Below are 22419 nucleotides of genomic sequence, written 5' to 3' on the forward strand. Positions count from 1 at the left end.
ACCTCACGGTCACCATCGACTACAACGACCTCCAGCAGCAGGTTCAAGCCGCCCACACCACCGCCCCCGGTGGTGCGGGCATGCTGGACGGCACCGGCCAGTACCTCAGCCCGCAGACCATTCGCCGTATCGCCTGCGACTGCGACGTGCTCCCCATCGTGCTGGGCGGCGACAGCCTCCCCCTGGATGTGGGTGCCAGCCAGCGCACCGCCCCGGCCTACCTTCGGGCAGCACTGCTGGCCCGCGACGGCGCGTGCGCGTTCCCCGGCTGCGATCACCCGCCGGGAACCCCGCAGGCACACCACATCCAGCACTGGGTCGACGGCGGCCCCACCGCACTGCACAACATGGTCATGCTCTGCGCCCACCACCACCGCACCATCCACAACCAACACTGGCACATCACCCTGCACCACGGCAGACCACAATTCACCCCACCCAAACAAGTCGACCCCACACGCACACCCCGACCCGGCGGCATTGCACAACCCGCCGCACACCAACACGCCCTCCACCGGCGCATCTCCATACCACGCCCACCGGAGGACACCCCATGACCCCACCCGACACCGGGTGGGACACCCCACCCTGCCCACACCACGCCACCAGGACTGCTCGCCAAAACCCCCAACACCCCAACAGAAAACCCACACCCCCCAGACACGACCTCACCTACAGGCACCCACCACCCCACCGCCCACGACCAAACGACAACAAATCCCGCCACCACGAAACAACAACGCCCCCGCCACAACCACACAACAACCAGTCACCACAACCAACCAGCACCTACCCACCAGACCCGGACAACAGAAATCAACCCCACGCCGCCAGGCGACCCCTATCCACCACCAACACCCCAGCAGCCCACCACCACATGACAGAAACCCCGCAACCCCACACCAACCCACAAAGGAACCCACCGATGACACCGAACACCGCACGACACAACACCCACACAGTCCCGGCCACCCCGCCAACCGCCACGCAGCCTCACCACACCGGGGTCCGTCCCACACCGGGTCATCCCCGTGACATCAAGCCAAAACCGGGGCTGTGGGCCGGATGTCAAGCCTGAAACCCCGCAGGGGCGGCCGCCAGGCCGGGCTTGACATCCGGACCACAGCCCCCACAATCCCACCAAACACGGGGATGACCCCACCCAAGGACACAACCGACAACAGCGTCAAGCACCTTGAAAACTCAACAGCGGAAACACAAAACCGACCAACAACGGACGGCCGAGCAAAGAAAACCCCGAGCAGAAGCGCCGCAACTCAGGTAGCGACAGGACAGCTCAGAGCCTGCCGCCGAGTTTGATACCGGTGAAAGGACTCAGGCCCAAGCTCAGAGATCAGGTAACCACCCGGATAGGTCAACGGATCCGGCACAGCAGGCCGCGAATCCGACCGAACGGGCCCAACCCGAATCAGCTGAGCCCGCAGCTTGAGACCGAATTCAGCAGCCCTCCGCCCGAACCGGGAAACCTGCGGGAACCCGAAGGCGGTCAACAGGTGGGGATCCATCAAGAACCGAGCAGCCCGAACCACGGCTGGCGACAACATCGATGGATACCAGCTGCCGAACAACTCCAAAGTGGCATCGGCAACGCGACGGCCACCGGCATCGAAACCGAAGCGCTCGCGTTCGTAGTCGTCGAAGAAACGAGCGAACTCGTCGTAGGTCTCGGGAATCCCGGTGATCTTCATCCCCTCGCCCATGCGGCGCATGGTGTTGGTCAGCGCTGTGATCTCGTGCGGGTGCAGCCGCCGCCAGCCGAACTGCTCGATCCAGCGCACCGGGGTCACCACGAACGTCGACAGGGTGTAGAGGTAGTCGTCGTTGCTGATCCGGTACCGGCCGTGGATGGCGTTGAGCTGCTCCAGCGCCTCCCGACCCCGGTCGCTCTCGGTGCCCCAGTGGAAGATCTCGTACAAGATCATCAGCGTGTCGTCGTAGCGCTTCTGCGGGCACCGGGTGAACTCACCGGTGCGGTCCAGCAGCCGACCGATGCTCGGCACCGCGTAGGTGCGGAACAGCGCGAACTCCAGGGCCTTGGTGATGTCCCAGGGGAACTCGTACTCGGAGAGCAGCCGGTAGATCTCCTCGCAGTCCCGATCCGCGTCGAGGTTGAGAATCCGCTCCAGGCGGTCGAAACGCCTCATCGTGCGCGCACCTCGTCTCGGGCGGGTCTCGGGGTTCACCGAAAGTATCGACCGGCGGGACAAGCGGTCAACACATGTCCCACCAGCCGACCAACAAGCTACTGCGCAGCGCCGTCGAGCTGTTCGATCGTCGCGATCGACGGGCTCTCGGTTCGCTGCAGGTCCCGGGCCACCGCCTCCGCGTCCTTGAGCACGCGGACCGCGTTGTGCCAGGTCAGCTTCGCCAGGTCGGTCTCCGACCAGCCCCGGTCGAGCAGCTCCGCGATCAGGTTCGGGTAGCTCGCGACGTCCTCCAAGCCCTCCGGGGTGAAGGCGACGCCGTCGTAGTCACCGCCGATGCCGATGTGGTCCACACCCGCCACCTCGCGCATGTGGTCCAGGTGGTCCGCCACCGTGGCCACCGTGGCGGTCGGCTTCGGATTGGCCTTCTCGTAGGCCTGCAGCACCGCCTTCGCCTCCGGCGAGGTGCCCAGCGGGTCGAGGCCGCGCTCGCGGAGGGCCTCCTCCGCCGCCTTCGTCCACTCGACCGCCTCCTGCAGGACGAACTTCGGCACGAAGGTCGCCATCGCCACCCCACCGTTGGCGGGCAGCGCCGCCAGCACGTCGTCCGGGATGTTGCGCGGATGGTCGCAGATCGCCCGCGACGACGAGTGGGAGAAGATCACCGGGGCGCGGGTGGCGCGCAGGGCGTCGCGCATCGTGCTCGGGGCGACGTGCGAGAGGTCCACCAGCATGCCCATCCGGTTCATCTCGCGCACCACCTCGACCCCGAAAGCGGTCAGACCGTTCGCGGCCGGCTCATCAGTCGCCGAGTCGGCCCACGGCACGTTGTCGTTGTGGGTGAGCGTCATGTACCGGACACCCAGCTGGTACAGCCCGCGCAAGGTCGCCAGCGAGCAGTTGATCGAGTGGCCGCCCTCCGCTCCCAGCAACGAGGCGATCCGGCCGCTGGCCCGGGCCGCCTCCACCTCGTCGGCGGTGCGTGCGAGCTGCAGCTCGTCCGGGTAGCGCGCGATCAGGTTGTGCACGCAGTCGACCTGCTCCAGGGTGGCGCTGACCGCCTTGTCCCCCTGGTACTCGGCCTTGACGTACACCGACCAGAACTGGCCGCCGACCCCACCGGCGCGCAGCCGGGCCAGGTCGGTGTGCAGCCGAGCGGACTGGTCCTGGGCGATGTCGCACCGCTCCAGGTCGTAGCCGACCTTCTCGCGCAGCGCCCACGGCAGGTCGTTGTGCCCGTCGAGCACCGGGTTCTCGGCGAGCAGCGCACGGGCCCGCTCCACTGCGGCCGCGTCGGTCATCAGAACACCCCAATCCGCGAGATCAACACCGGGTGAAGGATATCCGGGCACGCCCGGAGCACCGAGATCGAATCGACGAATCCCGCCACCGGCCGCACCATCGGAGAATGGACGAAATCCCCAGGCAGCAGGTCGGCAACGACCTGCCCAGCGTGCTCGCCGAGTACGGCCACCTGGCGGCTCAGCTGCCGGGCGCCTCCCGACGGGGCGCCGAGGCGTTGCGCGCGCGCCTGGCCGAACTGGACGAGCTGATCGACGAGCACATCGCCCGCCTGTCCGGTCCGCGGGAATCCGACCCGGTCAGCTGGACGTGATCCCGGCGCCCGGACCGTCCAGGGCCTTCGCGGTGGCCGAGATCACCTGGCCGAGCGCGGCGTTCAGCCGCTCCAGGTCGGCCAGGTCCATGCCCAGCAGCTCGACCACCCGGTAGGGGATCTTCTCCGCCTCCGAGCGCAGCTCCCGCCCCGCGTCGGTCAGGTCCACGGCCAGCTGGCGCTCGTCGCTGCGGCTGCGCTGCCGCACCACGTAGCCGACCGCCTCCAGCCGCTTGAGCAGCGGGGACAGCGTCGCCGCCTCGGCGTGCAGCGCCTCGCACAGGTCCTTCACCGACCGCGGGGAGCGCTCCCACAGCGCGAGCATCACCAGGTACTGGGGGTGGGTCAGCCCCATCGGCGCGAGCAGCGGCCGGTAGAGGGCGATGACGTTGCGCGACGCCACCGACAGGGCGAAGCACACCTGGCGGTCGAGGGCGAGCGGATCCTCCCCCAGGTCGATCGGCTTCATCAGGGCCACCTTCCGCCTCGATCCATCATGCGTTAATAATTAGCGTACTAACCAACTGCGAGGGAGGATGCTGTGACCGGCACCAAACCACCGCGCCCCAACCCGCTGCAGTGGATCTGGTACGCGCTGGGCGGCCGACTCCCCGAGCGGTACCGCGAGTGGGTGCTGCACGACATCACCTGCCGGACGTGGATGCTGCGGCACGTCAGCCGCACCCTGGTGCAGCTCTCCCCGGGCCTGCTGTTCCTGCTGCTGCCCGGGCCGCTGTGGATCCGCGGCATGGCGGTGCTCGGCGGCTACATCCTCGGCGTCTGGTACTCGATGTCCTACATGGAGCACACCACCGAGTACCGGCTCTACAAGCACGGCTATCCGATCGGCACGGGGAAGGCCGCGCGGGAGGAGGCCAAGGCGGAGGTGCGCGCCGCCCGGGCATCCCGCTACGACCAGATCTACCGCAACGCTCCCGAGGACGCCTGAGCGACCGCTGCGGCGTGCACCGCGCGGATCAGGCGCGCGTTCTCCGGGGCAGCGCCGCCGGGGAACGCGAAGCGGCGGCGGGTGTAGCCGTAGGCGAGGCCGCTGCGCGGGTCGGCGAACGCCTGGGAACCGGCGGCGCCGCTGTGCCCGAACGAGCCCTGCCCCAGGACGGGGTAGGTGTCGACGGTCGCCGAGAACCCGAGGCCGAACGCCTTGTGCGCCCGGGCCACGATGTCGTAGCCGACCGAGTGCAGCTGCGCGAAGGCCGCCGCCGTGTCCGGCTTGAGCAGCGGGGCGCGGCCGTCGACCTCGCTGATGGCCGCCGCGTACATGCCCGCCAAGCCGCGGGCGGAGGCGACACCACCGACGGAGGCCGGGCCCTTGGCCCGCACGATGCGGTGGTTGGGCAGCTCCGAGAGCTCGACCGCCTCCGGGTGGTTCCGGTTGAAGGCGATGCCGGGCAGGCTGTCCGGGCCGTACGCCGCGGCCTCCAGCTGCGCCTGCTGCTCCGGGGTCGGCAGCATCGGCAGCGTGGTCCGGAACCGGCTCTCGTGCTCCTCGGGGAGCCCCAGGTAGAAGTCCAGGTCGTAGGGCGCCCGGATGCGGGTTTCGAACACCTCGTGCAGGGTCTGCCCGGTGGCGCGGCGGACGACCTCGCCGGTGAGCGCCCCGATGACCAGCGCGTGGTAGCCGAACGCGGTGCCCGGCCGCCAGTACGGGCGCTGCCCGGCGAGCCGCTCGGCGATCACGCGGTCGTCGGCGAGCTCCTCCAGCGCGAACCCGGCGTCCGCGCCGATCACCCCGGCGCGGTGGGCGAGCAGATCGCGCAGCGTGATGTCCTGCTTGCCCTCGGCGGCGAACTCCGGCCAGTAGTGGCTGACCTTCTGGTCCAGCTCGAGGACGCCGTCCTGCACGAGCAGGGCCACGACCAGGTGCGCGGCGCCCTTGGTCGAGGAGAACACCCCGGTCAGCGTGGAGCCGGTGAAGTCCGGCCCGACCCAGAGGTCCACCACGCGCTGCCCGCCCACGTGGGCGACCAGCTGGGCGGCGTAGTCACCGCCCTCGGCGGCGGCGACGGCGGCGAACTCCTCCCGCACCGGCTCGTAGCCCGCCGCGACGGTTCCCCGCGGGGTGGTTTCGGTCGACATCAGCGCTCCTCGGCTCGCCACGATCTTGCTCCGGGATCAAGTCGCGACCCCCGCCCGAGTATTCCCTCCCCGGGGTCACAGCCCGAAGCGCCGGGTCCAGGCGGTCACGTCGGCGATGGTGGCGTTGCCGCCGCAGATCAGGAGCCCGAGCTCGGCGTCGCCGACCCGCTCCAGCACGCGTCGGGCGGCGGGGAGCAGGCATCCCTCGGCGGGCTCGGCCCAGACCTTGGCGTGCTCCGCCAGGTCCAGCACGCCCTGGACCGCCTCCGCGTCGGAGACCACGATCACGTCGTCGACCAGCGCCGACACGTGCTCGTAGGTGATCGGCGCGACCTGCGGGGCGCTGAGCGTGGACACGATGGACGACAGCTCGACCTCGGTCGGTCCACCGGCCGCCAGCGCTGCCGACATGGCGTGCGCACCGGCGGTCTCCACACCCCAGATCCGCACCTCGGGGCGGCGGGCCCGCAGCGCGGCGGCGACCCCGGAGATCAGGCCGCCACCGCCGATGCTGACCAGCACGTCGGTGACGGGCCCGGCGTCCTCGGCGAACTCCAGGCCGACCGTGCCCTGCCCGGCGATGACGGTCGGATCGGCGAACGGGTGGACCAGCGTCAGGCCGTCGGCCTGCAGGTCGGTCATCAGCTCGAACGCCGCGGCCATGTGGCCGGTGAGCCGGACCTCGGCGCCAGCCGACTCGGCGATCGCGACGGCGCGGGCGGGGGCCGAGCGCGGCATCACCACAGTCGCCTTGACGCCCAGCGCCCCGGCCATGACCGCCAGCGCGATGCCGTGGTTGCCGCCGCTGACCGCGACGACCCCGGCCGCGCGTTCGGCCTCGCCGAGCGACAGCAGTTTCGCGGCCGCCCCGCGGACCTTGAACGAGCCGGTGCGCTGGAGCAGTTCGAGCTTCGCGGTGACCGGGACGCCGAGGAGGTCGCCCAGCCCGGGGCTGGGGATCGTCGGGGTGCGCAGGACGTGTTCGGCGATGCGCTCCGCCGTCGCCTCGATGTCGGTGATGCCGATCAACCCGCTCGCCTCCGCCTCAGAGGACCACGACCTGGCGGACGGCGGTGCCCTCGTGCAACCGGTCGAAGCCCTCGTTGATCTCGTCCAGCTCGATGCGGTGCGACAGTAGCCGGTCCACCGGGAGCGCACCGGAGCGGTACATCTCGATGAACCGGGGCACGTCGCGGCGCGGCACGCACGAGCCCAGGTAGCTGCCGCGCAGCGTCCGCTCCTCGGCGACCAGGCTCAGCGCGGGCAGGGTGAGCTGGGCCTGCGGGTCGGGCAGCCCGACGCTGACGGTCGTGCCGCCGCTGCGGGTCGCGTCGTAGGCCTGCCGCAGCACCGGGGCGACGCCGGTGGTGTCGATGACCTTCTCCGCTCCCCCGCCGGTGAGCTCGCGGATCTGCTCGACGGCACCGGTTCCGCCCGCCACGGCGTGCGTCGCGCCCAGCTGGGTGGCCAGCTCCAGCTTGTGCGGCACGACGTCGACGGCGACCACGGTGGACGCCCCGGCGGCCTTGGCCATGAGCAGCGCGGCCAGCCCGACGCCGCCGAGACCGAGCACCGCGACGCTCTCGCCGGGCTGGACCTGGGCGGAGTAGCGGGCGGCACCAGCGCCGGTGAGGACCGCGCAGCCGAACAGCGCGGCGATCTCGAAGGGGATCTCGGGGTCGACCTTCACCGCCGAGCGGGCCGACACCACGATGTGCTCGGCGAACGCGGACACCCCGAGGTGGTGGTAGGGCCGCGTGCCGTCGTCGGCGCGGAACCGCATGCCACCGCCGAGCAGGGTGCCCTTGCCGTTGGCCACCGCCCCCGGACCGCACAGGGCCGGGCGCCCGGCCACGCACCGCTCGCAGTCGCCGCAGGACGGCACGAAGGCGAGCACCACGTGGTCGCCGGTCTCGAACCCGGTGCCCTCCCCGGCTTCCACCACCTCGCCGGCGGCCTCGTGGCCGAGGGCCATCGGCAGCGGGCGCGGTCGCGATCCGTTGATCACGGACAGGTCCGAGTGGCACAGCCCGGCGGCGCGGACCCGCACCAGCAGTTCGCCGGGGCCGGGCGGGTCGAGGTGCAGCTCGGTGACCTCGATGGGGCGCGAGTCGGCGTAGGGCTCCGGCCCACCGGACTCCCGCAGGACGGCTGCGCGGACCCGCATCACGCCTCCACCCCGGTTTCAACGCGCGTGCAGCGGGTGACCTGCCGGTCGGCCAGCAGCGGCACCACCTGGCCGAGCACGATCCGCTGGAAGTGCTCGGACTCGCAGTGCGCGGTGAAGTCGGCTTCGCCGTCGTACTCCTCGACGAGCACCACCACGTCGTCCTCGACGCCGGTGTGCACGTCGTAGCGGCGGCAGCCGGGCTCGGCCCGCGACGCCGCCGCCATCGGGGCGAGCAGGTCCAGCACTCGGTCCCGCTCGCCCGGTCGGACGAGGTAGCGGGCCACGACGACGAAACTCATGGTTCTCCCAACTCTGTCGGCTGTTCAGCCCCGCAGCTGGTCCCGGCGCAGGGACCAGAGTGCGGGGTCGGAGGTGGCCGCCGCCACCGCGCCCATCGCCAGCGAGTGCGCGACACCGGCGGCGTCCATCACGAAACCCGCCGCCACGAACGGCGAGAGCACCCGGCGCGCCTCGTCCGGCATCCACGGGATGATCGGCGCGGGCATCACCTCGACCAGGTCGGGGCTGCTGCGCCCGACGCCCTCCAGGCTCCGGTTGAGGTTGGACCGGTCGGTGACGAACACCTTCTGCATGGTCAGCATGTCCAGCGCCCGGGCCCGGTCGATGAGGGCGGCCCGGGTGCTGACCACGCCCTGCGCGCCGATCCCGGTGAGGAAGTCGATGGCGCCCCGGTCCTGCGCCAGACCGGGGCACGCGTCGATGTTGACGAACACGGTCTTGCCGAGGTGCACCAGGACGCGCACCGCGTTCGCCAGCTCGCCCACCGGGATCGACGCCAGGACGCAGACCTGCGACGTCGCCGAGGCGAAGTCCTTGACCCGAGCCGCGCCCACCACGGACGCGCAGACCGGGACGTCCTGGAAAGCCGCGGCCAGCTGCGGCTTGACCGGTCGGGGCTGGGGTGTGGCGCGTTCGCTCATGACAGGAACTTCTACCTCGTCGGTCCGCTCAGTCCAGCGGGCCGGTCCCGAACGGGCTGGGCAGGCCGAGCTTGCCGGGGTTGAGCACCCCGCGCGGGTCGAGCGCGTTCTTGACGGTCTCGAACACCCCGAAGCCGGTGCCCAGCGAGTCGGCCAGGTACGGGCCGCGCAGCAGGCCGGAGCCGTGGTGGTGGCTCAGCGCCGCGCCGTGGCGGATCAGCACCTGGTTGGCCGCGTCCCACGCCGCCCGGTACCACTCGCGCCGCTGCTCGGGCTCGACGTCGCCGCGCAGCGAGAAGTACAGGCACGCGCCGTCGGTGTAGGCGTGCGACTGGTGCGCGGAGGCGGCCAGGGTGCCGGGAACGCTGTTGATCGCGGCGCACACGTCGTCGTAGATGGCGGGCAGCTTCGCCCACGGCCCGGCCATTTCCAGGGTGTCGGCTACGAACCCGGGGCCGGGGGTGAACCCGTCGGAGGACTTGCCGACCAGCATCCGCTCGTCCAGCCAGCGGTCGAAGATCGCCTGGCCGTCGAGCTCGGTGCCGGTGGCCGCGCACACCTCGGCGCTGACCGCCATGCTCGCCCGCACCACGAGCGGGTCGCCCTCGTCGGCGATGAGCAGCAGGTTGGTGTCCGGGTGGCCGAAGTGGGTGCCGCTCTCCAGCTGGTCGTAGAGCCGCAGGACGGCCGGGGTGCCGCCGCGCTGCATGATCTGGCGGCAGGCCTCCAGCCCGTCGGCGAAGGTCGCGAAGCCGTAGGCGATGGCCTCGGCGTGCTCGGGGAGCCGGTGGGTGCGCAGCCGCACCGAGGTGATGATGCCGAGCGTGCCCTCCGAGCCGACGAACAGCTGCCGCAGGTCCGGGCCGGTGGCCGCGCGCGGGTAGTCGCCGAAGGTGGCCAGGGTGCCGTCGGCGAGGACCACGTCGAGGCCGACGACCATGTCCTCGATCTTGCCGTAGCGGGTGGACAGCTGCCCGGCGCCGCGGCAGGCGACCCAGCCGCCGACGGTGGAGATGGCGAACGCCGACGGCCAGTGCCCGGTGGTGGCGCCGTGGGTCTCCTGCAGCTCCTTCTCGAAGAGGTCGCCGAACATGCCCGCCCGCACCTCGACGACCTGCGATTCGGCGTCGAAGGAGGTGATGCCGGTCAGCCCGCACACGTCGAGCACGACGCCGCCGAACACCGGCAGCGCGGCGCCGGTGACGTTGCTGCGCCCGGCCGAGACGGTCAGCGGGATCGTGTTGTCGTGGCAGAGCTTGGCCACCGCCTGGACCTGCTCGACGGTGCTGACCTCGACGATCACCGCGTCCGGGGTGGCCGGGCGGTCGGCGGTCTCGCCGATCATCGAGCCCGCCCACCAGTCGCGGGTGCGCAGCACCACCTCGTCGTGGTCGGTGTGCACGGCGTCGGCGGTGGCGCGCAGTTCGGCGAGGACGGCCGCCGGCACCTCCACCGCCTTGGTCTGCAGCGACGCCGGGCCCTGGCCGATCTCGGTGCGCGCCGCGTAGCGGGGCGGGGTCGGGGCCCCGACGACGTAGTTGCCGCGGTTGAAGGGGTGGGTGATGGTCTGGCGGCTGATCATGCCTGGTCTCCCAACAGGATCGACTTCTCGCGGGCGATTTCGTTCTGGTAGCTGCGCACCTGCTCGGCGATCTGCGCCTCGTCGAGGCCGAGTTCGGCGCCGAGCAGCTCGCCGACGACGGGGGCGGCAGCGGCGGAGGCGTCGCGGGCGAACAGGCGCAGGCGGGTGCGGCGGGAGAGCACGTCGTCGACCGAGCGCGCCATCTCGCAGCGGGCCGCGTAGACGACTTCGGCCTTCAGGTGCGGTTGTCCGGGCAGCAGCGGTTCGCCGAGCTCGGGGTTCTCGTCGATGAGCGCGCTGACGAACCGGGCTTCGGTCCCGTAGCGGCCGCCGAGGTGGGCGGCGGTGCCGCCGGAGGCGCTGACGGCTTCGGCGTCGTAGCCCGCGCCGCCCAGCAGCGGGAGCTTGGTGGTGCGGCTGCGGGTCTTGCGGCCGAGCAGCCCGGCGACCTTGTCCACGACGAGTTCGCCCATGTGGCGGCTGGTGGTGAGCTTGCCGCCGGTGACGGTGACCATGCCGCCGGTGCCGACCTCGATGTGGTGGTCGCGGCGCATGTCGAGGGTCGCGCCCTCCTTGCCGCCGACCAGCGGCCGCAGGCCGCCGTAGCTGCCGAGCACGTCGTCGGGGCCGAGTTCGACGTCGAAGGCGACGTTGGCGCCGTCGAGCAGGAACTGCATCTCCTCGCGGGTGCAGTGCACGTCGTCGATGGAGCCGGTGTAGTCGGTGTCGGTGGTGCCGAGCACGACCACGTCGCCCCAGCGGGTGCAGGTGGCGCGGCGGGCGCGGCCGGGGATCGGCACGGTGACGGTGCAGTCGTTGCGGATCTTCGACCACGGCACCACGATGTGCACGCCCTTGGCCGGGCGGACCTGGGGCCGGTGCGCGTCGTCGGCGAGCGCGTCGATGCCGTCGGTCCACACGCCGGTCGCGTTCACCACGACGCGGGCGCGCACGTCGATCTGCTCGCCGTCGGCGTGGACTTCCGCGCCGCGCACCCGGCCGCCGCTCTTGAGCAGCCGTTCGACCTTGGCGCCGTTGGCGACGACCGCGCCGAGGTGGGCGGCGGTGCGCACCACGGTGAGGGTCAGGCGGGCGTCGTCGGCGCGGCTGTCGTAGTACATGAAGCCGCCCTTGAGGTGGTCGGCGCGCAGCGTCGGAGCGTGCGAGAGCACCTCGTTGGGGGTCAGCCGCTGGTGCAGCCGGCCGATGCGCCAGCCGCCCACCAGGTCGTAGGTCCACAGCAGACCTTCGAAGGCCTTGGCGATGCGGGCGTCGAAAACGCCTTCCTGCTCCAGGATCGGGAACAGGAACGGCAGCCGCTGCACCAGGTGCGGGGCGTTGCGGCGGAACCGGTGGCGCTCCAGCAGCGAGTGCCGGACCAGGTTGACGTTGCCCTGCTCGATGTAGCGCAGGCCGCCGTGCACCATCTTCGACGACTTCGACGACGTGCCGGAGGCGAAGTCGTCGCGTTCCACCAGCGCCACGGACAGGCCGCGGGAGACCGCGTCCAGCGCGGTGTAGGCGCCGGTGATGCCGCCGCCGATCACCAGGACGTCGAACTCGGTGTCGCCGAGCCGCCGCAGCGCCCGCCGCCGGTCCAGGGTCACCGGCGCACCGGGGGTTGCCTTGGCCGCGGCCGAGTTCGGCCGCCGACCGGGGAGTTTCAGCATGTTGTTCCTTCTTCTGGCAGTGACTTCCGGAGCACGCGTCCCCATTGCGCGCGCAGCTCCTGCCGTTCGCCCTCGCCGATCGCGGGCTCGAAAGCACGACCGGCCGGGAGTGCGTGGAGGGCCTCGTCGAGCGAGTCCCACAGTCCGAGGCGGACCCCGGCGAGGTAGGCGACGCCGCGCAGGCTCGCGGTGGCCGAGTCCGCGGCCCGTTCGATGGCGACGCCGGACAGGTCGGCCTGGCTCTGCAGCAGCGCGTCGCTGGCCGCGAGCCCGCCGCCGACGCGCAAGCGGGTCAGTTCCCGCTCGGACGGCATCGCCGCGCGCACCCCGTCGACGGTGTCGCACACCGAGTGCGCGATGCCTTCGAGGACGGCGCGGGCGATCCCGGCGCGGGTGGTGGCGAGGCTCAGCCCGGTCAGGCTGGCCCGGGCGCCGGGCACCGCGACGGGGGTGCGGAGCCCGGCCAGCGTTGGCACGAACCAGGTTTCGCGTTCTCGCGGGTGCTTGTCGGCGAGTTCGCTGACCTGCTCTGCGGAGTCGAACAGCTGCAGGTCCTCGACCAGCCAGCGCAGCGCAGATCCGGTCGTGGAGGTGTAGGCCTCCAGGCTGAAGCGGGTGCGCCCGCCGGAGCGCCAGCCGGGCAGCGCGAGCACCCCGGCCGCGGCAGTGGCCGCGTCGGCGGGCTCGTCGCCGGTCAGCGCGCCGACGAAGGTGCCGGTCCCGTGCACGCACATGCCCTGTCCGGTTTCGAGCGCGCCCAGCGCGATCAGCGATGCGTGCTGGTCCCCCATCGCCGCCGCGATGGGCACCCGCAGGCCCAGCACGCCGGGGTCGGTCCGGCCGAAGTCGCCGTCGTCGTCGACCACCGGCGGGGCCAGCTCGGCCGGGAAGCCGACCGCGGCGAGCCATTCGGCGTCCCAGCGGTGCTCGCGCAGCAGGTACCCGCCGAGCGCGGCGGCGTTGGAGGTGGCGACGCCGTGCCGGGTGCCGCCGTTGAGGTTCCAGCTCAGCCAGGTGTCGATCGGGCCGAACAGCAGCCGCCCGGCCGCTGCGGCGGCGGCCACCTGCGGGTTCTGCTCGATCTGCCGCGCCGCCCAGTAGAACGGCGAGCGGGTGCCGACCGGTCGGCCGGTGCGGGCCAGCAGGACCGGGTCCCACTCGGCGGCCAGCTGGTCGAGTTCCGCCGCGTAGCGGCGGTCCTGCCACACCACGGCGGGGGCCAGCGGACGACCGGTCTCCCGGTCCCACAGCACCGCGGTGGCCCGCTGGGTGCACAGGGCGACACCGACGATCTCGATCGCGTTGTCGCCCGCCCACCGCACCGCCTGCTGCGCCACGTCCAGGGTTCGCCGCCACAGCTCGTCGGCGTCCTGCTCGACGCGCAGCGGATCGGGGTGCAGCACCGTGATCGGCTGGTAGAAGGACGGGCCGCTGGCCGCGTCGGCGGTGACCACCGCTGCTCGGGTGCCGGTGGAGCCTTCGTCGATGGACAGGACGCCCCGTTGCGTTCCGCGCATGTGCCGTGCCTCCCTCAGCGACCCGCGAGCTCGCGCGCCTGGAGGTCGATGACCTCTTCGTCGGGGTCGATGCTGGTGCGCGTCGGGTCCCACTTGATGATCAGGCAGGTGATCAGGCCCAGCAGCGGCACCGCGGACAGCAGCGCGATGGTCGGCCCGAGGCCCAGCGACTCCTTGATCAGCGGGAAGATGTAGAGGCCGATCACGCTGCCGAAGCTGCCGAGCATGCCGGTGATCCCGGTGCCCAGGGTGCGGATGTCGCTGCGGTAGGACAGCGCGGCGATGGACTTGCCGTTGGCGCCGGGTCCGGCCGAGTGGCAGAAGATGAACAGGAACGGCACCGCGAAGGCCAGCAGCGTCGGCAGGTTGCCGAAGCCGAGCCCCAGCGTCAGCAGCAGCACGAACGCCATCGCGTAACCGGCCGCGGAGCTCATCCGCAGGCCCATCCGGCGGCCGATGTAGGCCGAGGCCGCGCCGCCGACGATGCCTGCCGCGTTGAACACCATCGACCCGACGGTGGCCTTCTCGAACTGCTCGCCGAAGATCGCCAGGCTGATCACCGGCAGGTACCAGCCGATGGCGAAGTACTGCATGGACTGGGTCAGCGAGATCATCGTGGACAGCACGGTCCGCGCCAGGTAGGGCTTGCGGAACAGCACGCCGGTGTGCCGGAACCCGATGGCGGGCTGCTCCTCCCGGGTCTCGGCCCGGTCACCGGCGACGACGTTGAAGCCGTAGATGCGGTGCAGGCACTTCGCGGCGTCGGCGAGCCTGCCCTGGGAGGCCAGCCACGCGGGGCTCTCCACCAGGAACAGCAGCTGGAGGACGAACAGCGCACCGGCGAACACCGCGGCCGAGCCGACCGACCAGCGCCAGATGTCGGTGCCGATGCCGAACTTGAAGAACACCAGCGTCAGCGCCAGGTTCGTGGTGGTGGCGATGTACCAGACGCACTGCCAGAGGTTGAGGCGTCCCTTGAGCTTGGTCGGGGTGTACTCGGCGAGCATGGCCATCGCGACCGCGAAGTCGATGCCGTAGGCGACGCCCACCAGCGCCCGGCCGCACCACACCGCTTCGAAGGTGCCCGAGTAGGCGGTCAGCAGGGCGCCCGCCACCGCGATGATCTTGGCCAGCAGCAGCGGTTTGACCCGGCCGATGCGGGCGGCCAGCCAGCCGCCGATCGGGTTGAACACGATCGCGATCGCGGGGGCGGTCGCGGTGAGCAGCCCGACCTGGGTGGCGGTGAGGCCGAGCTCCTCGACCATCGGGGAGAGACCGGCGCTCAGCGCGGCGTTGGAGTAGGCGTCGAGGAACAGCCCGCCCAGGATCAGGTACCACAGCAGGTTCGCCTTGCCGGGCAGCCGCTCCAGCTTGTTGATCAACGCGGCCACGTGCGGGACGCCGGAGATCGTCTCCGCTGCCGGGTTCGAAGGTGAGGCCATGGATCGCCACCTCTCGGAAGAGAAGGCCGCTGGCAGCGATCCGGCGGGACGAGGGCACGACGAAGACCGCTGACAGTGGCTCTTCGTCTATGCCTGTCGTTGAGGCGAGACATTAACCTCGCCGAAACCCGCCCGTCAAGCGCTCAGGTGCTCGGCGAAGAAGTCCTCGATGCGCCGCCACGCGTCGGCGGCGGACTCCGGGTGCGGTCCGGTGCCGGTGATCCGCAGCAGCGGCCGGAGCACGCGCGGACCGTTCTCGGCGTCGTTGAGGAAGGAGTGCCCGGCCTCGGGGTACTCCTTCACGTCGTGCGGCACACCGGCGCGTTCCAGCGCCGCTTCCAGCTTCGCCGCGGCACCCTTCAGCATCCCGTCGCGACCGCCGTAGCTGCCCACGACCGGGCAGGCCTCGGCCAGCGCGCGGTCGATGTCCTTGGGCAGCTGCCCGTAGTTGGCGGAAGCCGCGTCGAACTTGCCGAGCCCGGCGGCGACCAGCGCGAACGCGCCGCCCATGCAGAACCCGATGAGCCCGACCTTGCCGGTGCAGTCGTCGCGGTCCACGAGCGCGCCCCGCGCGGCCTCCAGGTCCGCGTAGGCACGTCCGTGACCGGAGAGCGCGGCGCGCATGGTCGGAACCAGGCAGCGCCGCGCACCACCGCTGGTGTAGAGGTCGGGCAGCAGCGCGAGGTAGCCCGCTTCGGCCAGGCGCTCGGTCTGGCGCAGCATGACCTCGTCCACCCCGAAGGCCTCGTGGACGACCACGACGCCGGGCCACGGCCCAGAGCCCGCGGGCGTCGCGAGGTGGCCGGTCAGCTTGCGGGAACCGCCCAGCGCGCTGCTGCGGGCGGTGAGATCGACCGGGGTGGTGGGCATGGAGGTCCTCCGGCGGGTCGGCGATCACGACCAGACCAGCATGCCCCAACGATCAGCTGCTCTTAAGCTCGACGACGCGAACGCCGTAGGCGGGCAGCGTCACCTCCGCGAGCTCCTCCCCCGTGCCGAGTTCGCGGACCGAGCGGCCCGGAGCGGTCGGGACGACCGAGACCTCCTGGTCGTGCTGGCTGACCAGCCAGGCGAAGACCCGGCCGTCCCGGTGCACCAGCGCGTCGGCGAAGACCCGCGGGTCGTCGACCGCGATCAGCCGGTCGATCCCGGCGATCCGGGCCAGCGCCGAGTAGAGGCGGTGGGTGTCCTCCGGGTTGACGCGCGAGTTGCGCGCGGCGAAGTGCTCGACCGGGTAGGTGCACAGCACCGCTTCGCCGCTCCCGGTCGGGTGCCGCAGCAGGGCCGGGCGCCCGTGCGCGTCGGTGGCCACGACCTTGGCGCCGCGCGGCCGCACCGGCAGGTAGGCGCGGCTGTGCTCGTTGCCGCCGACCCGGAAGCGCAGCACCTCGCCCGCGGTGATGTCGCCGAAGTCCTCGACGAAGGTCATCTCCACGACCTCGTCCACCACCTCGTCGACCACGCCGTAGGTGATCTGCTTCTCCACCCCGAAGGTCTCGTCGAAGTACGGGATCCACGGCTGCCGGTGGTGCCCCACCTCGCCCGCGGTGTAGGACAGGTACAGCAGCGCCCCGTCCGCGACGCGGTCCCGCAGCTGCTGCCAGGTGGGGGCCTGGATCTGCTTGACGCACGGCAGCAGGTACAGCGAGCAGTCGGGGTCGATGCCGTCGCGCTCCCGGGTGAAGCCCACCGGCAGGTCCGCCTCCCGCGCCGCCACGTGCGCCTGCTGCAGCGAGGTGAAGATGAGCGGCCGGTCGTCGTCCTGGCTGAACGGGTAGCCCCGCTCCAGGTACTCGGTCACCACCAGCGCGGCCCGCGCGTCGGGCCGCTCGCACCCGGCGAAGTCCACTTCGGACAGGATGCGGGCGAACTCGGCGAGCTCGTGCAGCGGTGGTTTCGGCTTCCCGGCGCGGTCGGTGATCCCGAAGTGCATCTCGAACGGGTGGTGCGAGTACGGGCCCTGCTCGATCAGGTCGTCGTAGTCGGTGTTGTTCCAGGCGATCCACCCGGTGGCCCCGGCCAGCAGCGAGTTGTGCAGCGTCTGCCGGTAGTAGTGCCCGGCGTTCTCCGGCGAGACCTGGTCGCTGGAGAGCCCGAACTCCTCCAGCACCACGGGTTTCCCGGCCACCGCGGACAGCTCGCAGATGAACGCCGCGTTGAGGTGCTGGCGCACCGGGTCGCTGTCGATCCGGTACACGTGGGGTCCGACGAAGTCCACCAGGGCGCCGGTGTCGCGCACCGAGAACCCGTTGTCGGTGCCGGTGACCTCGATCCCCCAGGCCCCGTCACCCAGCGACACCGGCTGGTGCCCGCCCCCGGCGCGCACCGCCTGCACCATCAGCTGCGCCCACGCGTTGACCTGCTCGGTCGGCGCCTTGCGCTCGTGCCGCAGCCGCCCGTAGATCGGCATCTCGTTGCTGATCAGCCAACCGGCCACCGCCGGGTGCGCGGCGAAGCGCTCGGTCATGCGCTGCACGAACCACGCCTGCCGGGACACCAGCCACACGTCGGCGTAGAGGTCGCGGCCGCCGCGCCAGGCCGGGTCCCAGTTGTCGCCGGACATGTGGCCGACGATGAAGGTCGGGATGCAGGTCATCCCGATCTCGCGGTGCGCGTCCAGGAAGTCGGCGAAGTGCTCGACCTTCGCCTCGTCGACGGTGTCCGGGGTGGGCATGAAGTCCGGCCAGTAGAAGAACGAGCGGGTCTGCCGCAGTCCGTGGTCGAACAGCACCCGCAGCTCCTCGCGCACCACCTCCGGCGAGTAGTTCCGCCACATCAGCGGCCCGCCGGTGCGGGACCAGAAGTTCGCCCCGAGCCACACCTGCGGTTGGCCGCCGACCAGCAGCTTGGCCGAGTTGCGTCGCATCGAATCCCCTTTCCCGGGCGGTCACTTGACCGCGCCCGCGGTGAGCCCTTGCGCCAGGTAGCGCTGCAGGAACAGGAAGCCGACCACCACCGGGACGCTGACCACCAGCGAGGCGGCCATGACCTCGTTCCAGTACACCGAGGACTGGGTGGAGTACTCCCGCAGCCCGACGGCGAGGGTGCGCGACCCCGAGTCGGTCATGATCGAGGCGAACAGCGTTTCGCCCCAGGCGGTCATGAACGAGTAGATGCCCACGGCGGCGATGCCCGGCCGGGCTGCGGGCAGCACGACCCGCAGCAGCGCGCCCACCGGGCTCGCCCCGTCGATCAGCGCGGCCTCGTCGAGGTCGCGCGGGATGGAGTCGAAGTAGCCGACCAGCATCCAGGTGGAGAACGGCAGCGAGAACGTCAGGTAGGTGATGATCAGCCCGATCTGGCTGCCGTGCAGCGCGATCCCGGTCACCTGCCCGATCGTGGCGTAGATCAGGTACAGCGGCAGCAGGAACAGGATGCCGGGGAACATCTGGGTGGACAGCACGACGATCCGGAAGGTGTCCCGCCCGCGGAACCGGTAGCGGCTGATCGCGTAGGCGGCGAAGACCGCGATCGCCACCGACAGCGCCGCCGCGCCCAGCGACACCACGACGCTGTTGCGGAAGTAGGTGGCCAGCGGGACCGTCGACCACATGTCCACGAACGGCTGGAAGGTGATCTCGCCGGGCAGCCACTCGAACCGGTCCTGGACCCGGGACAGCGGTTTGACCGCGGAGGTGACCATCACGTAGAGCGGGACCAGCACGAACAGCGCGAGGCCGGTCAGCCCCGCCACCCGCAGGACGCGGAACCAGCGCGGCTCAGACATCCTTCACCCTCCGGGACGTGAACGCGAGGTACCCCGCGGTGACCACCAGCAGGAACAGCAGCAGCAGCGCGGACATCGCCGAGCCGAGGCCGAAGTTCCAGGTGAGGAACGAGTTGCTGTAGATGTGGATGGACAGCAGGTTCGCCGCGCCCGGAACGGACTTGTCGAACAGCAGGTAGGCGACGTTGAAGTCGTTGAACGTCCACAGGAACAGCACCAGCACGAGCACCTGGTTCACCGGCCGCAGCATCGGCAGGGTGATCGAGCGGAACTGCTGCCACGGCCCGACTCCGTCCACTGTGGCCGATTCGTGCACGTCGGCGGGGATGGACTGCATCCCGGCCATCAGCGCCAGGAACGCGAACGGCCACAGCCGCCACACCGCGGTGACCACCAGGCTCAGGAACGCGTTGTCGCCCAGCAGCCAGAACGTGCCGCCGCCCAGCCCGAGGTCGGCGAGCACGGTGTTCACCATCCCGTCGCTGCGGTCCAGCATGAACTTCCAGATCAGCACGGCGGTGTAGACCGGCAGCGCGTAGGGCACCAGGAACAGCGCGCGGAGCACGGCGCGGCCTGGGAAGGACCGCTGCAGCAGCGTCGCGGCGAACATGCCCAGCGCCCAGGAGATCCCGACGGTCAGCACCGCGAAGGCGCAGGTGATCAGGAAGGAGTGCAGGAGCTCGGCGCCGACGGCCCCGTTGAAGTCGACGGCGAACCGGTAGTTGTCCAGCCCGGCGAACGGCGCCCGGACCCAGTTGCGGATGTGGAACTGGGTCAGCTCCAGCAGGCTCATCCACAGCCCGCCCAGCATCGGCACCAGGTGCACGAGCAGTTCGAAGCACAGCGCGGGGGCCAGCAGCAGGTACGGCAGCGCCCGCCTGCTGATCGTCCACTTGCGACGTTCGGCGCGCGTCGGTGTCGTCATCCGCCGCTCCCCCGCATCTTCTGCTCGGCATCGGACAGCGCTTCGCGCACCTCCGCCGCCCCGACCCGCCGCCCGGTGGCGACCTCGGCGAACAGGTCGCGCATCGCGGCGCCGACGGTGGTCTCGAAGTGCGCCTCGTTGGGGATCATCGGCACGGTCTCCGACCCGGTGGCCAGCACTTCGCGGAACACCTGGTTCTTCGGCGTCTGGAAGGCCGGGTGGTCGTAGGCGTCCTCGACGACCGGCAGCGTTCCGTACTTGTCGTTCAGGATCGCCTGCTCCTCGGCGCTGGTCAGGAACTCCACCAGCTCCAGGGCCTGCTCGCGGCGCGGGCTGTCGGCGAAGACCGCGACGTTCGACCCGGCGACGTGGCTGCGCACCGCTCGCCCGCCTGGTGGCAGCGGGTCCGGCACCGGCAGCGGCACCACGCCGTAAGCGTCGTCGGGCATGCCGTTCTCCTGCAGCGTCGGGATGACGCTGTTCTGCGCGATGAGCATGGCGGCCTTGCCGTTGGTGAAGTCCGATGCCGCGCCCGAGGAGCTGCCCTCCTCGGCGTCGTCCGGGCTCACCACGCCTTCGGCGCCCATCAGGTCGATGTACTGCTGCACCGCGGCCACCGCTTCCGGCGAGGTGAAGGTGGCGTTGCCGTGCTCGTCGATGAGGTGGGTGCCCTGCTGGCGGCCGAACATGAACGCGAAGTGCGCGTTCTCGGTGTAGCTGGCCCCGGCGATGGTCAGCCCCCAGCGGTCGCGCGCCGGGTCGGTCAGCCGCTTGGCGGCGGCGAGGAACTCCTGCCAGTCGCGCGGTGGGTCGATGCCCGCTTCGGCGAACCGGGCCTTGTCGTAGAACAGGCCGTAGGACAGCCCGTACAGCGGCAGCGACGACGGCGGCTGACCGGGCATGCCGGTGGAGCTCATGCTGCTGTCCAGGAAGCGGTCCCGGCCGCCGAAGCGCTCCAGCAGCCGGTCGTCGAAGGGCACGAACGCGCCGGTCGCCTGCAGCGAGGCGGCCCAGGTGTTGCCGAGGTTGACCACGTCCGGGGCGACTCCCGAGGTCGCCGCGCCGAGGATCCGGTTGAGCAGGTCGGACCAGCCGATGACCTCGACGTCGACCTCGATCCCGGTGCGTTCGGTGAACTTGGCCAGTTCCTCGCCGAGGATCCGCAGGTCCTGCTCCGAGCTCTTGCCCTGGTTGCTGGCCCAGTAGGTGATGCGGTGGGAGTCCTCGGCCGGTGGTGCGCAGCCGGTGAGCATGGCGGTGAGCAGCGTCGCGATCAACGACACCGCCGCGAGCGAGCGTTTGTCCACGAAACGACTCCTCGTGCTTGTCGGGCCCGTCGTTGGACCCGCCGATCAAGCTAGGGACTTAACCGGTTAATCAGAAGAGCCGACAATTGCCGTTATCGTGTCGTTAACTTCACCGGGCCGCCGTGCTGGCCCGCGGGACGAGGTGCCGGGAGGAGAGCTCGCCGTCCTCGGCGGCACCCGTTTCGACCAGTTCCAGCAGCATCCGCGCCGCGGTCGCGGCGTCCTGCGCGACCCCGTGCGCGAACGCTGTGACCGCTGGCCGCACCACGCGGCAGAGCATGGAGTCGTCCCACGCCAGCACCGACAGGTCCGCCGGAACGCCGATGCCGAGGTCGTCCGCGCCCGCCACCACGGCCACCGCCATCACGTCGTTGTCGTAGACGATCGCGGTCGGCCGGTCGCGGGCGGCGAGCAGCCGCCGGGTGGCCCGCACCCCGCCCTCCTCGGTGTAGCCACCGGCCGCACGGCTGATCACGACGTCGAAATCCCGGGCTGCGGCGCGCAACGCCTGCTCGCGGCGCACGGTGTGCTGCAGGTCGCGCGGCCCCTGCACGTGCCCGATCCGCTGGTGGCCCAGCTCGACCAGGTGCGCCAGCGCCGCACGCGCGACGTCGTTCTCGTTGACGCGCAGCACCGAGCTGCCGGGCATCGGCTCCGCGGTGCCGAAGAAGACCGTCGGAGTGCCCAGCTCGCGCAGCAGCTGCGGGCGCGGGTCCGACACCCGCAGGTCGGTCACCACCACGCCGTCCACCCGCCGCTCGGCCCACCACCGCTGGTAGGTCGCCAGTTCCGTCGCGGTGTCGGTGGCCAGCGCGAGCTGGAGCGACACCCCGTGCTCGGACAGGGTCCGCTCCAGCCCCGCGACCATCTGCATGAAGAACGGTTCGGTGTGCAGCACCTCGGGCGAGCGGGCCAGCACGATGCCCACGCAGGCCGCCCGGTCGCTGGACAGCGCGCGGGCGGCGCTGCTGGCCCGCCACCCGAGTTCGGCGGCGACTTCGAGGATGCGCTCGCGGGTCCGCGCGGACACCCCGCCGCGGCCGTTGAGCGCGTAGGAGACGGCGGCCTTGGAAACGCCGACCTCGCGGGCGATGTCGATGATGGTCGGCCGCTTCACCCCGGCAGTCCCGCCTCTCCGCGTTTTTCAGTGGTGGTTGCGCCCGGAATCAATCTCACGTTCGACGGCTTCTTGTGGCCGGGTTGCATCACGGTCCCCTGAGGTGCGATTGAGCAGAACTCGATACCAGCGGTGTCTGGGCAC

Annotated in this window: 21 protein-coding genes; 3 read left to right on the forward strand and 18 right to left on the reverse strand. The window is 71.1% G+C overall.

Translation table 11 applies throughout. The features are described 5' to 3' along the window. Positions 1 to 557: HNH endonuclease signature motif containing protein (locus F1721_RS33500; RefSeq protein ID WP_150070870.1), on the forward strand; the 557-nt coding region annotated here is incomplete at its 5' end. 720 nt (positions 558 to 1277) lie between these two features. On the opposite strand, the gene F1721_RS33505 is transcribed toward F1721_RS33500, so the two are convergent. Continuing rightward, entirely contained in the window at positions 1278 to 2165 is an 888-nt protein-coding gene (locus F1721_RS33505; protein ID WP_150070871.1) for an oxygenase MpaB family protein, read from the reverse strand. Between the two features lie 98 nt (positions 2166 to 2263). After that, a complete protein-coding gene (locus F1721_RS33510) occupies positions 2264 to 3466 on the reverse strand; it encodes a dipeptidase (protein WP_150070872.1) in 1203 nt (400 codons plus the stop codon). 107 nt (positions 3467 to 3573) lie between these two features. On the opposite strand from F1721_RS33510, the gene F1721_RS33515 reads away from it, so the two are divergent. After that, positions 3574 to 3780 carry a hypothetical protein gene (locus F1721_RS33515; protein WP_150070873.1) on the forward strand — a complete coding sequence of 69 codons (207 nt, stop codon included), beginning with the start codon at positions 3574 to 3576 and terminating at the stop codon, positions 3778 to 3780. Here the strand turns inward: F1721_RS33515 and F1721_RS33520 are convergent. After that, complete coding sequence (locus F1721_RS33520; protein WP_150070874.1) at positions 3767 to 4249, reverse strand: MarR family winged helix-turn-helix transcriptional regulator; 483 nt, start codon at positions 4247 to 4249, stop codon at positions 3767 to 3769. The two genes, F1721_RS33515 and F1721_RS33520, sit on opposite strands and share 14 nt — an antisense overlap. 72 nt (positions 4250 to 4321) lie before the next feature. On the opposite strand from F1721_RS33520, the gene F1721_RS33525 reads away from it, so the two are divergent. Next, positions 4322 to 4729, forward strand: coding sequence for a DUF5313 family protein (locus tag F1721_RS33525; protein ID WP_150070875.1), 408 nt, complete (start codon positions 4322 to 4324; stop codon positions 4727 to 4729). Here F1721_RS33525 and F1721_RS33530 read toward each other — a convergent pair. The 15 genes from F1721_RS33530 to F1721_RS33600 all read right to left on the reverse strand — a co-directional run bounded on the left by F1721_RS33530 (position 4702) and on the right by F1721_RS33600 (position 22275). After that, positions 4702 to 5877, reverse strand: coding sequence for a serine hydrolase domain-containing protein (locus F1721_RS33530; RefSeq protein ID WP_150070876.1), 1176 nt, complete (start codon positions 5875 to 5877; stop codon positions 4702 to 4704). The genes F1721_RS33525 and F1721_RS33530 overlap by 28 nt on opposite strands. Positions 5878 to 5952: 75 nt before the next feature. After that, the gene (locus F1721_RS33535; protein WP_150070877.1) at positions 5953 to 6906 is read right to left on the reverse strand and encodes a pyridoxal-phosphate dependent enzyme; all 954 of its coding nucleotides are present in this window, start codon (positions 6904 to 6906) and stop codon (positions 5953 to 5955) included. Positions 6907 to 6922: 16 nt separating this feature from the next. Beyond that, positions 6923 to 8044, reverse strand: a complete 1122-nt coding sequence (locus tag F1721_RS33540) for a zinc-dependent alcohol dehydrogenase family protein (RefSeq protein WP_150070878.1) — start codon at positions 8042 to 8044, stop codon at positions 6923 to 6925. Next, positions 8044 to 8346 carry a putative quinol monooxygenase gene (locus F1721_RS33545; protein ID WP_150070879.1) on the reverse strand — a complete coding sequence of 101 codons (303 nt, stop codon included), beginning with the start codon at positions 8344 to 8346 and terminating at the stop codon, positions 8044 to 8046. The genes F1721_RS33540 and F1721_RS33545 overlap by 1 nt, the downstream gene beginning before the upstream one ends. A gap of 24 nt (positions 8347 to 8370) precedes the next feature. Beyond that, on the reverse strand, positions 8371 to 8988 hold the full coding sequence (locus F1721_RS33550; RefSeq protein WP_150070880.1) for a glycerol-3-phosphate responsive antiterminator: 618 nt from the start codon (positions 8986 to 8988) through the stop codon (positions 8371 to 8373). A 28-nt stretch (positions 8989 to 9016) separates the two neighbouring features. Next, positions 9017 to 10570, reverse strand: a complete 1554-nt coding sequence (locus F1721_RS33555; protein ID WP_150070881.1) for an FAD-binding oxidoreductase — start codon at positions 10568 to 10570, stop codon at positions 9017 to 9019. Continuing rightward, positions 10567 to 12240, reverse strand: a complete 1674-nt coding sequence (locus F1721_RS33560; RefSeq protein ID WP_150070882.1) for a glycerol-3-phosphate dehydrogenase/oxidase — start codon at positions 12238 to 12240, stop codon at positions 10567 to 10569. Before F1721_RS33560 ends, F1721_RS33555 begins: the two co-directional genes overlap by 4 nt. Beyond that, complete coding sequence (locus tag F1721_RS33565) at positions 12234 to 13757, reverse strand: FGGY family carbohydrate kinase (protein ID WP_150070883.1); 1524 nt, start codon at positions 13755 to 13757, stop codon at positions 12234 to 12236. The genes F1721_RS33560 and F1721_RS33565 overlap by 7 nt, the downstream gene beginning before the upstream one ends. A gap of 14 nt (positions 13758 to 13771) precedes the next feature. Beyond that, entirely contained in the window at positions 13772 to 15199 is a 1428-nt protein-coding gene (locus F1721_RS33570; RefSeq protein ID WP_150070884.1) for an MFS transporter, read from the reverse strand. Positions 15200 to 15334: 135 nt separating this feature from the next. Beyond that, positions 15335 to 16069 (reverse strand): dienelactone hydrolase family protein, encoded by a 735-nt coding sequence (locus F1721_RS33575; RefSeq protein WP_150070885.1) that lies wholly within the window; start codon positions 16067 to 16069, stop codon positions 15335 to 15337. Between the two features lie 52 nt (positions 16070 to 16121). Continuing rightward, entirely contained in the window at positions 16122 to 18065 is a 1944-nt protein-coding gene (locus F1721_RS33580; protein ID WP_150070886.1) for a cellulase family glycosylhydrolase, read from the reverse strand. A 21-nt stretch (positions 18066 to 18086) separates the two neighbouring features. Next, positions 18087 to 18926 (reverse strand): carbohydrate ABC transporter permease, encoded by an 840-nt coding sequence (locus tag F1721_RS33585; RefSeq protein ID WP_150070887.1) that lies wholly within the window; start codon positions 18924 to 18926, stop codon positions 18087 to 18089. Continuing rightward, on the reverse strand, positions 18919 to 19851 hold the full coding sequence (locus F1721_RS33590; protein ID WP_150070888.1) for a carbohydrate ABC transporter permease: 933 nt from the start codon (positions 19849 to 19851) through the stop codon (positions 18919 to 18921). The genes F1721_RS33585 and F1721_RS33590 overlap by 8 nt, the downstream gene beginning before the upstream one ends. Continuing rightward, the gene (locus F1721_RS33595) at positions 19848 to 21158 is read right to left on the reverse strand and encodes an extracellular solute-binding protein (RefSeq protein WP_246155505.1); all 1311 of its coding nucleotides are present in this window, start codon (positions 21156 to 21158) and stop codon (positions 19848 to 19850) included. Before F1721_RS33595 ends, F1721_RS33590 begins: the two co-directional genes overlap by 4 nt. A gap of 109 nt (positions 21159 to 21267) precedes the next feature. Continuing rightward, positions 21268 to 22275, reverse strand: a complete 1008-nt coding sequence (locus F1721_RS33600) for a LacI family DNA-binding transcriptional regulator (RefSeq protein WP_150070889.1) — start codon at positions 22273 to 22275, stop codon at positions 21268 to 21270. Positions 22276 to 22419: the final 144 nt, after the last annotated feature.

The sequence above is a fragment of the Saccharopolyspora hirsuta genome (assembly GCF_008630535.1).
Taxonomy (GTDB): domain Bacteria; phylum Actinomycetota; class Actinomycetes; order Mycobacteriales; family Pseudonocardiaceae; genus Saccharopolyspora; species Saccharopolyspora hirsuta.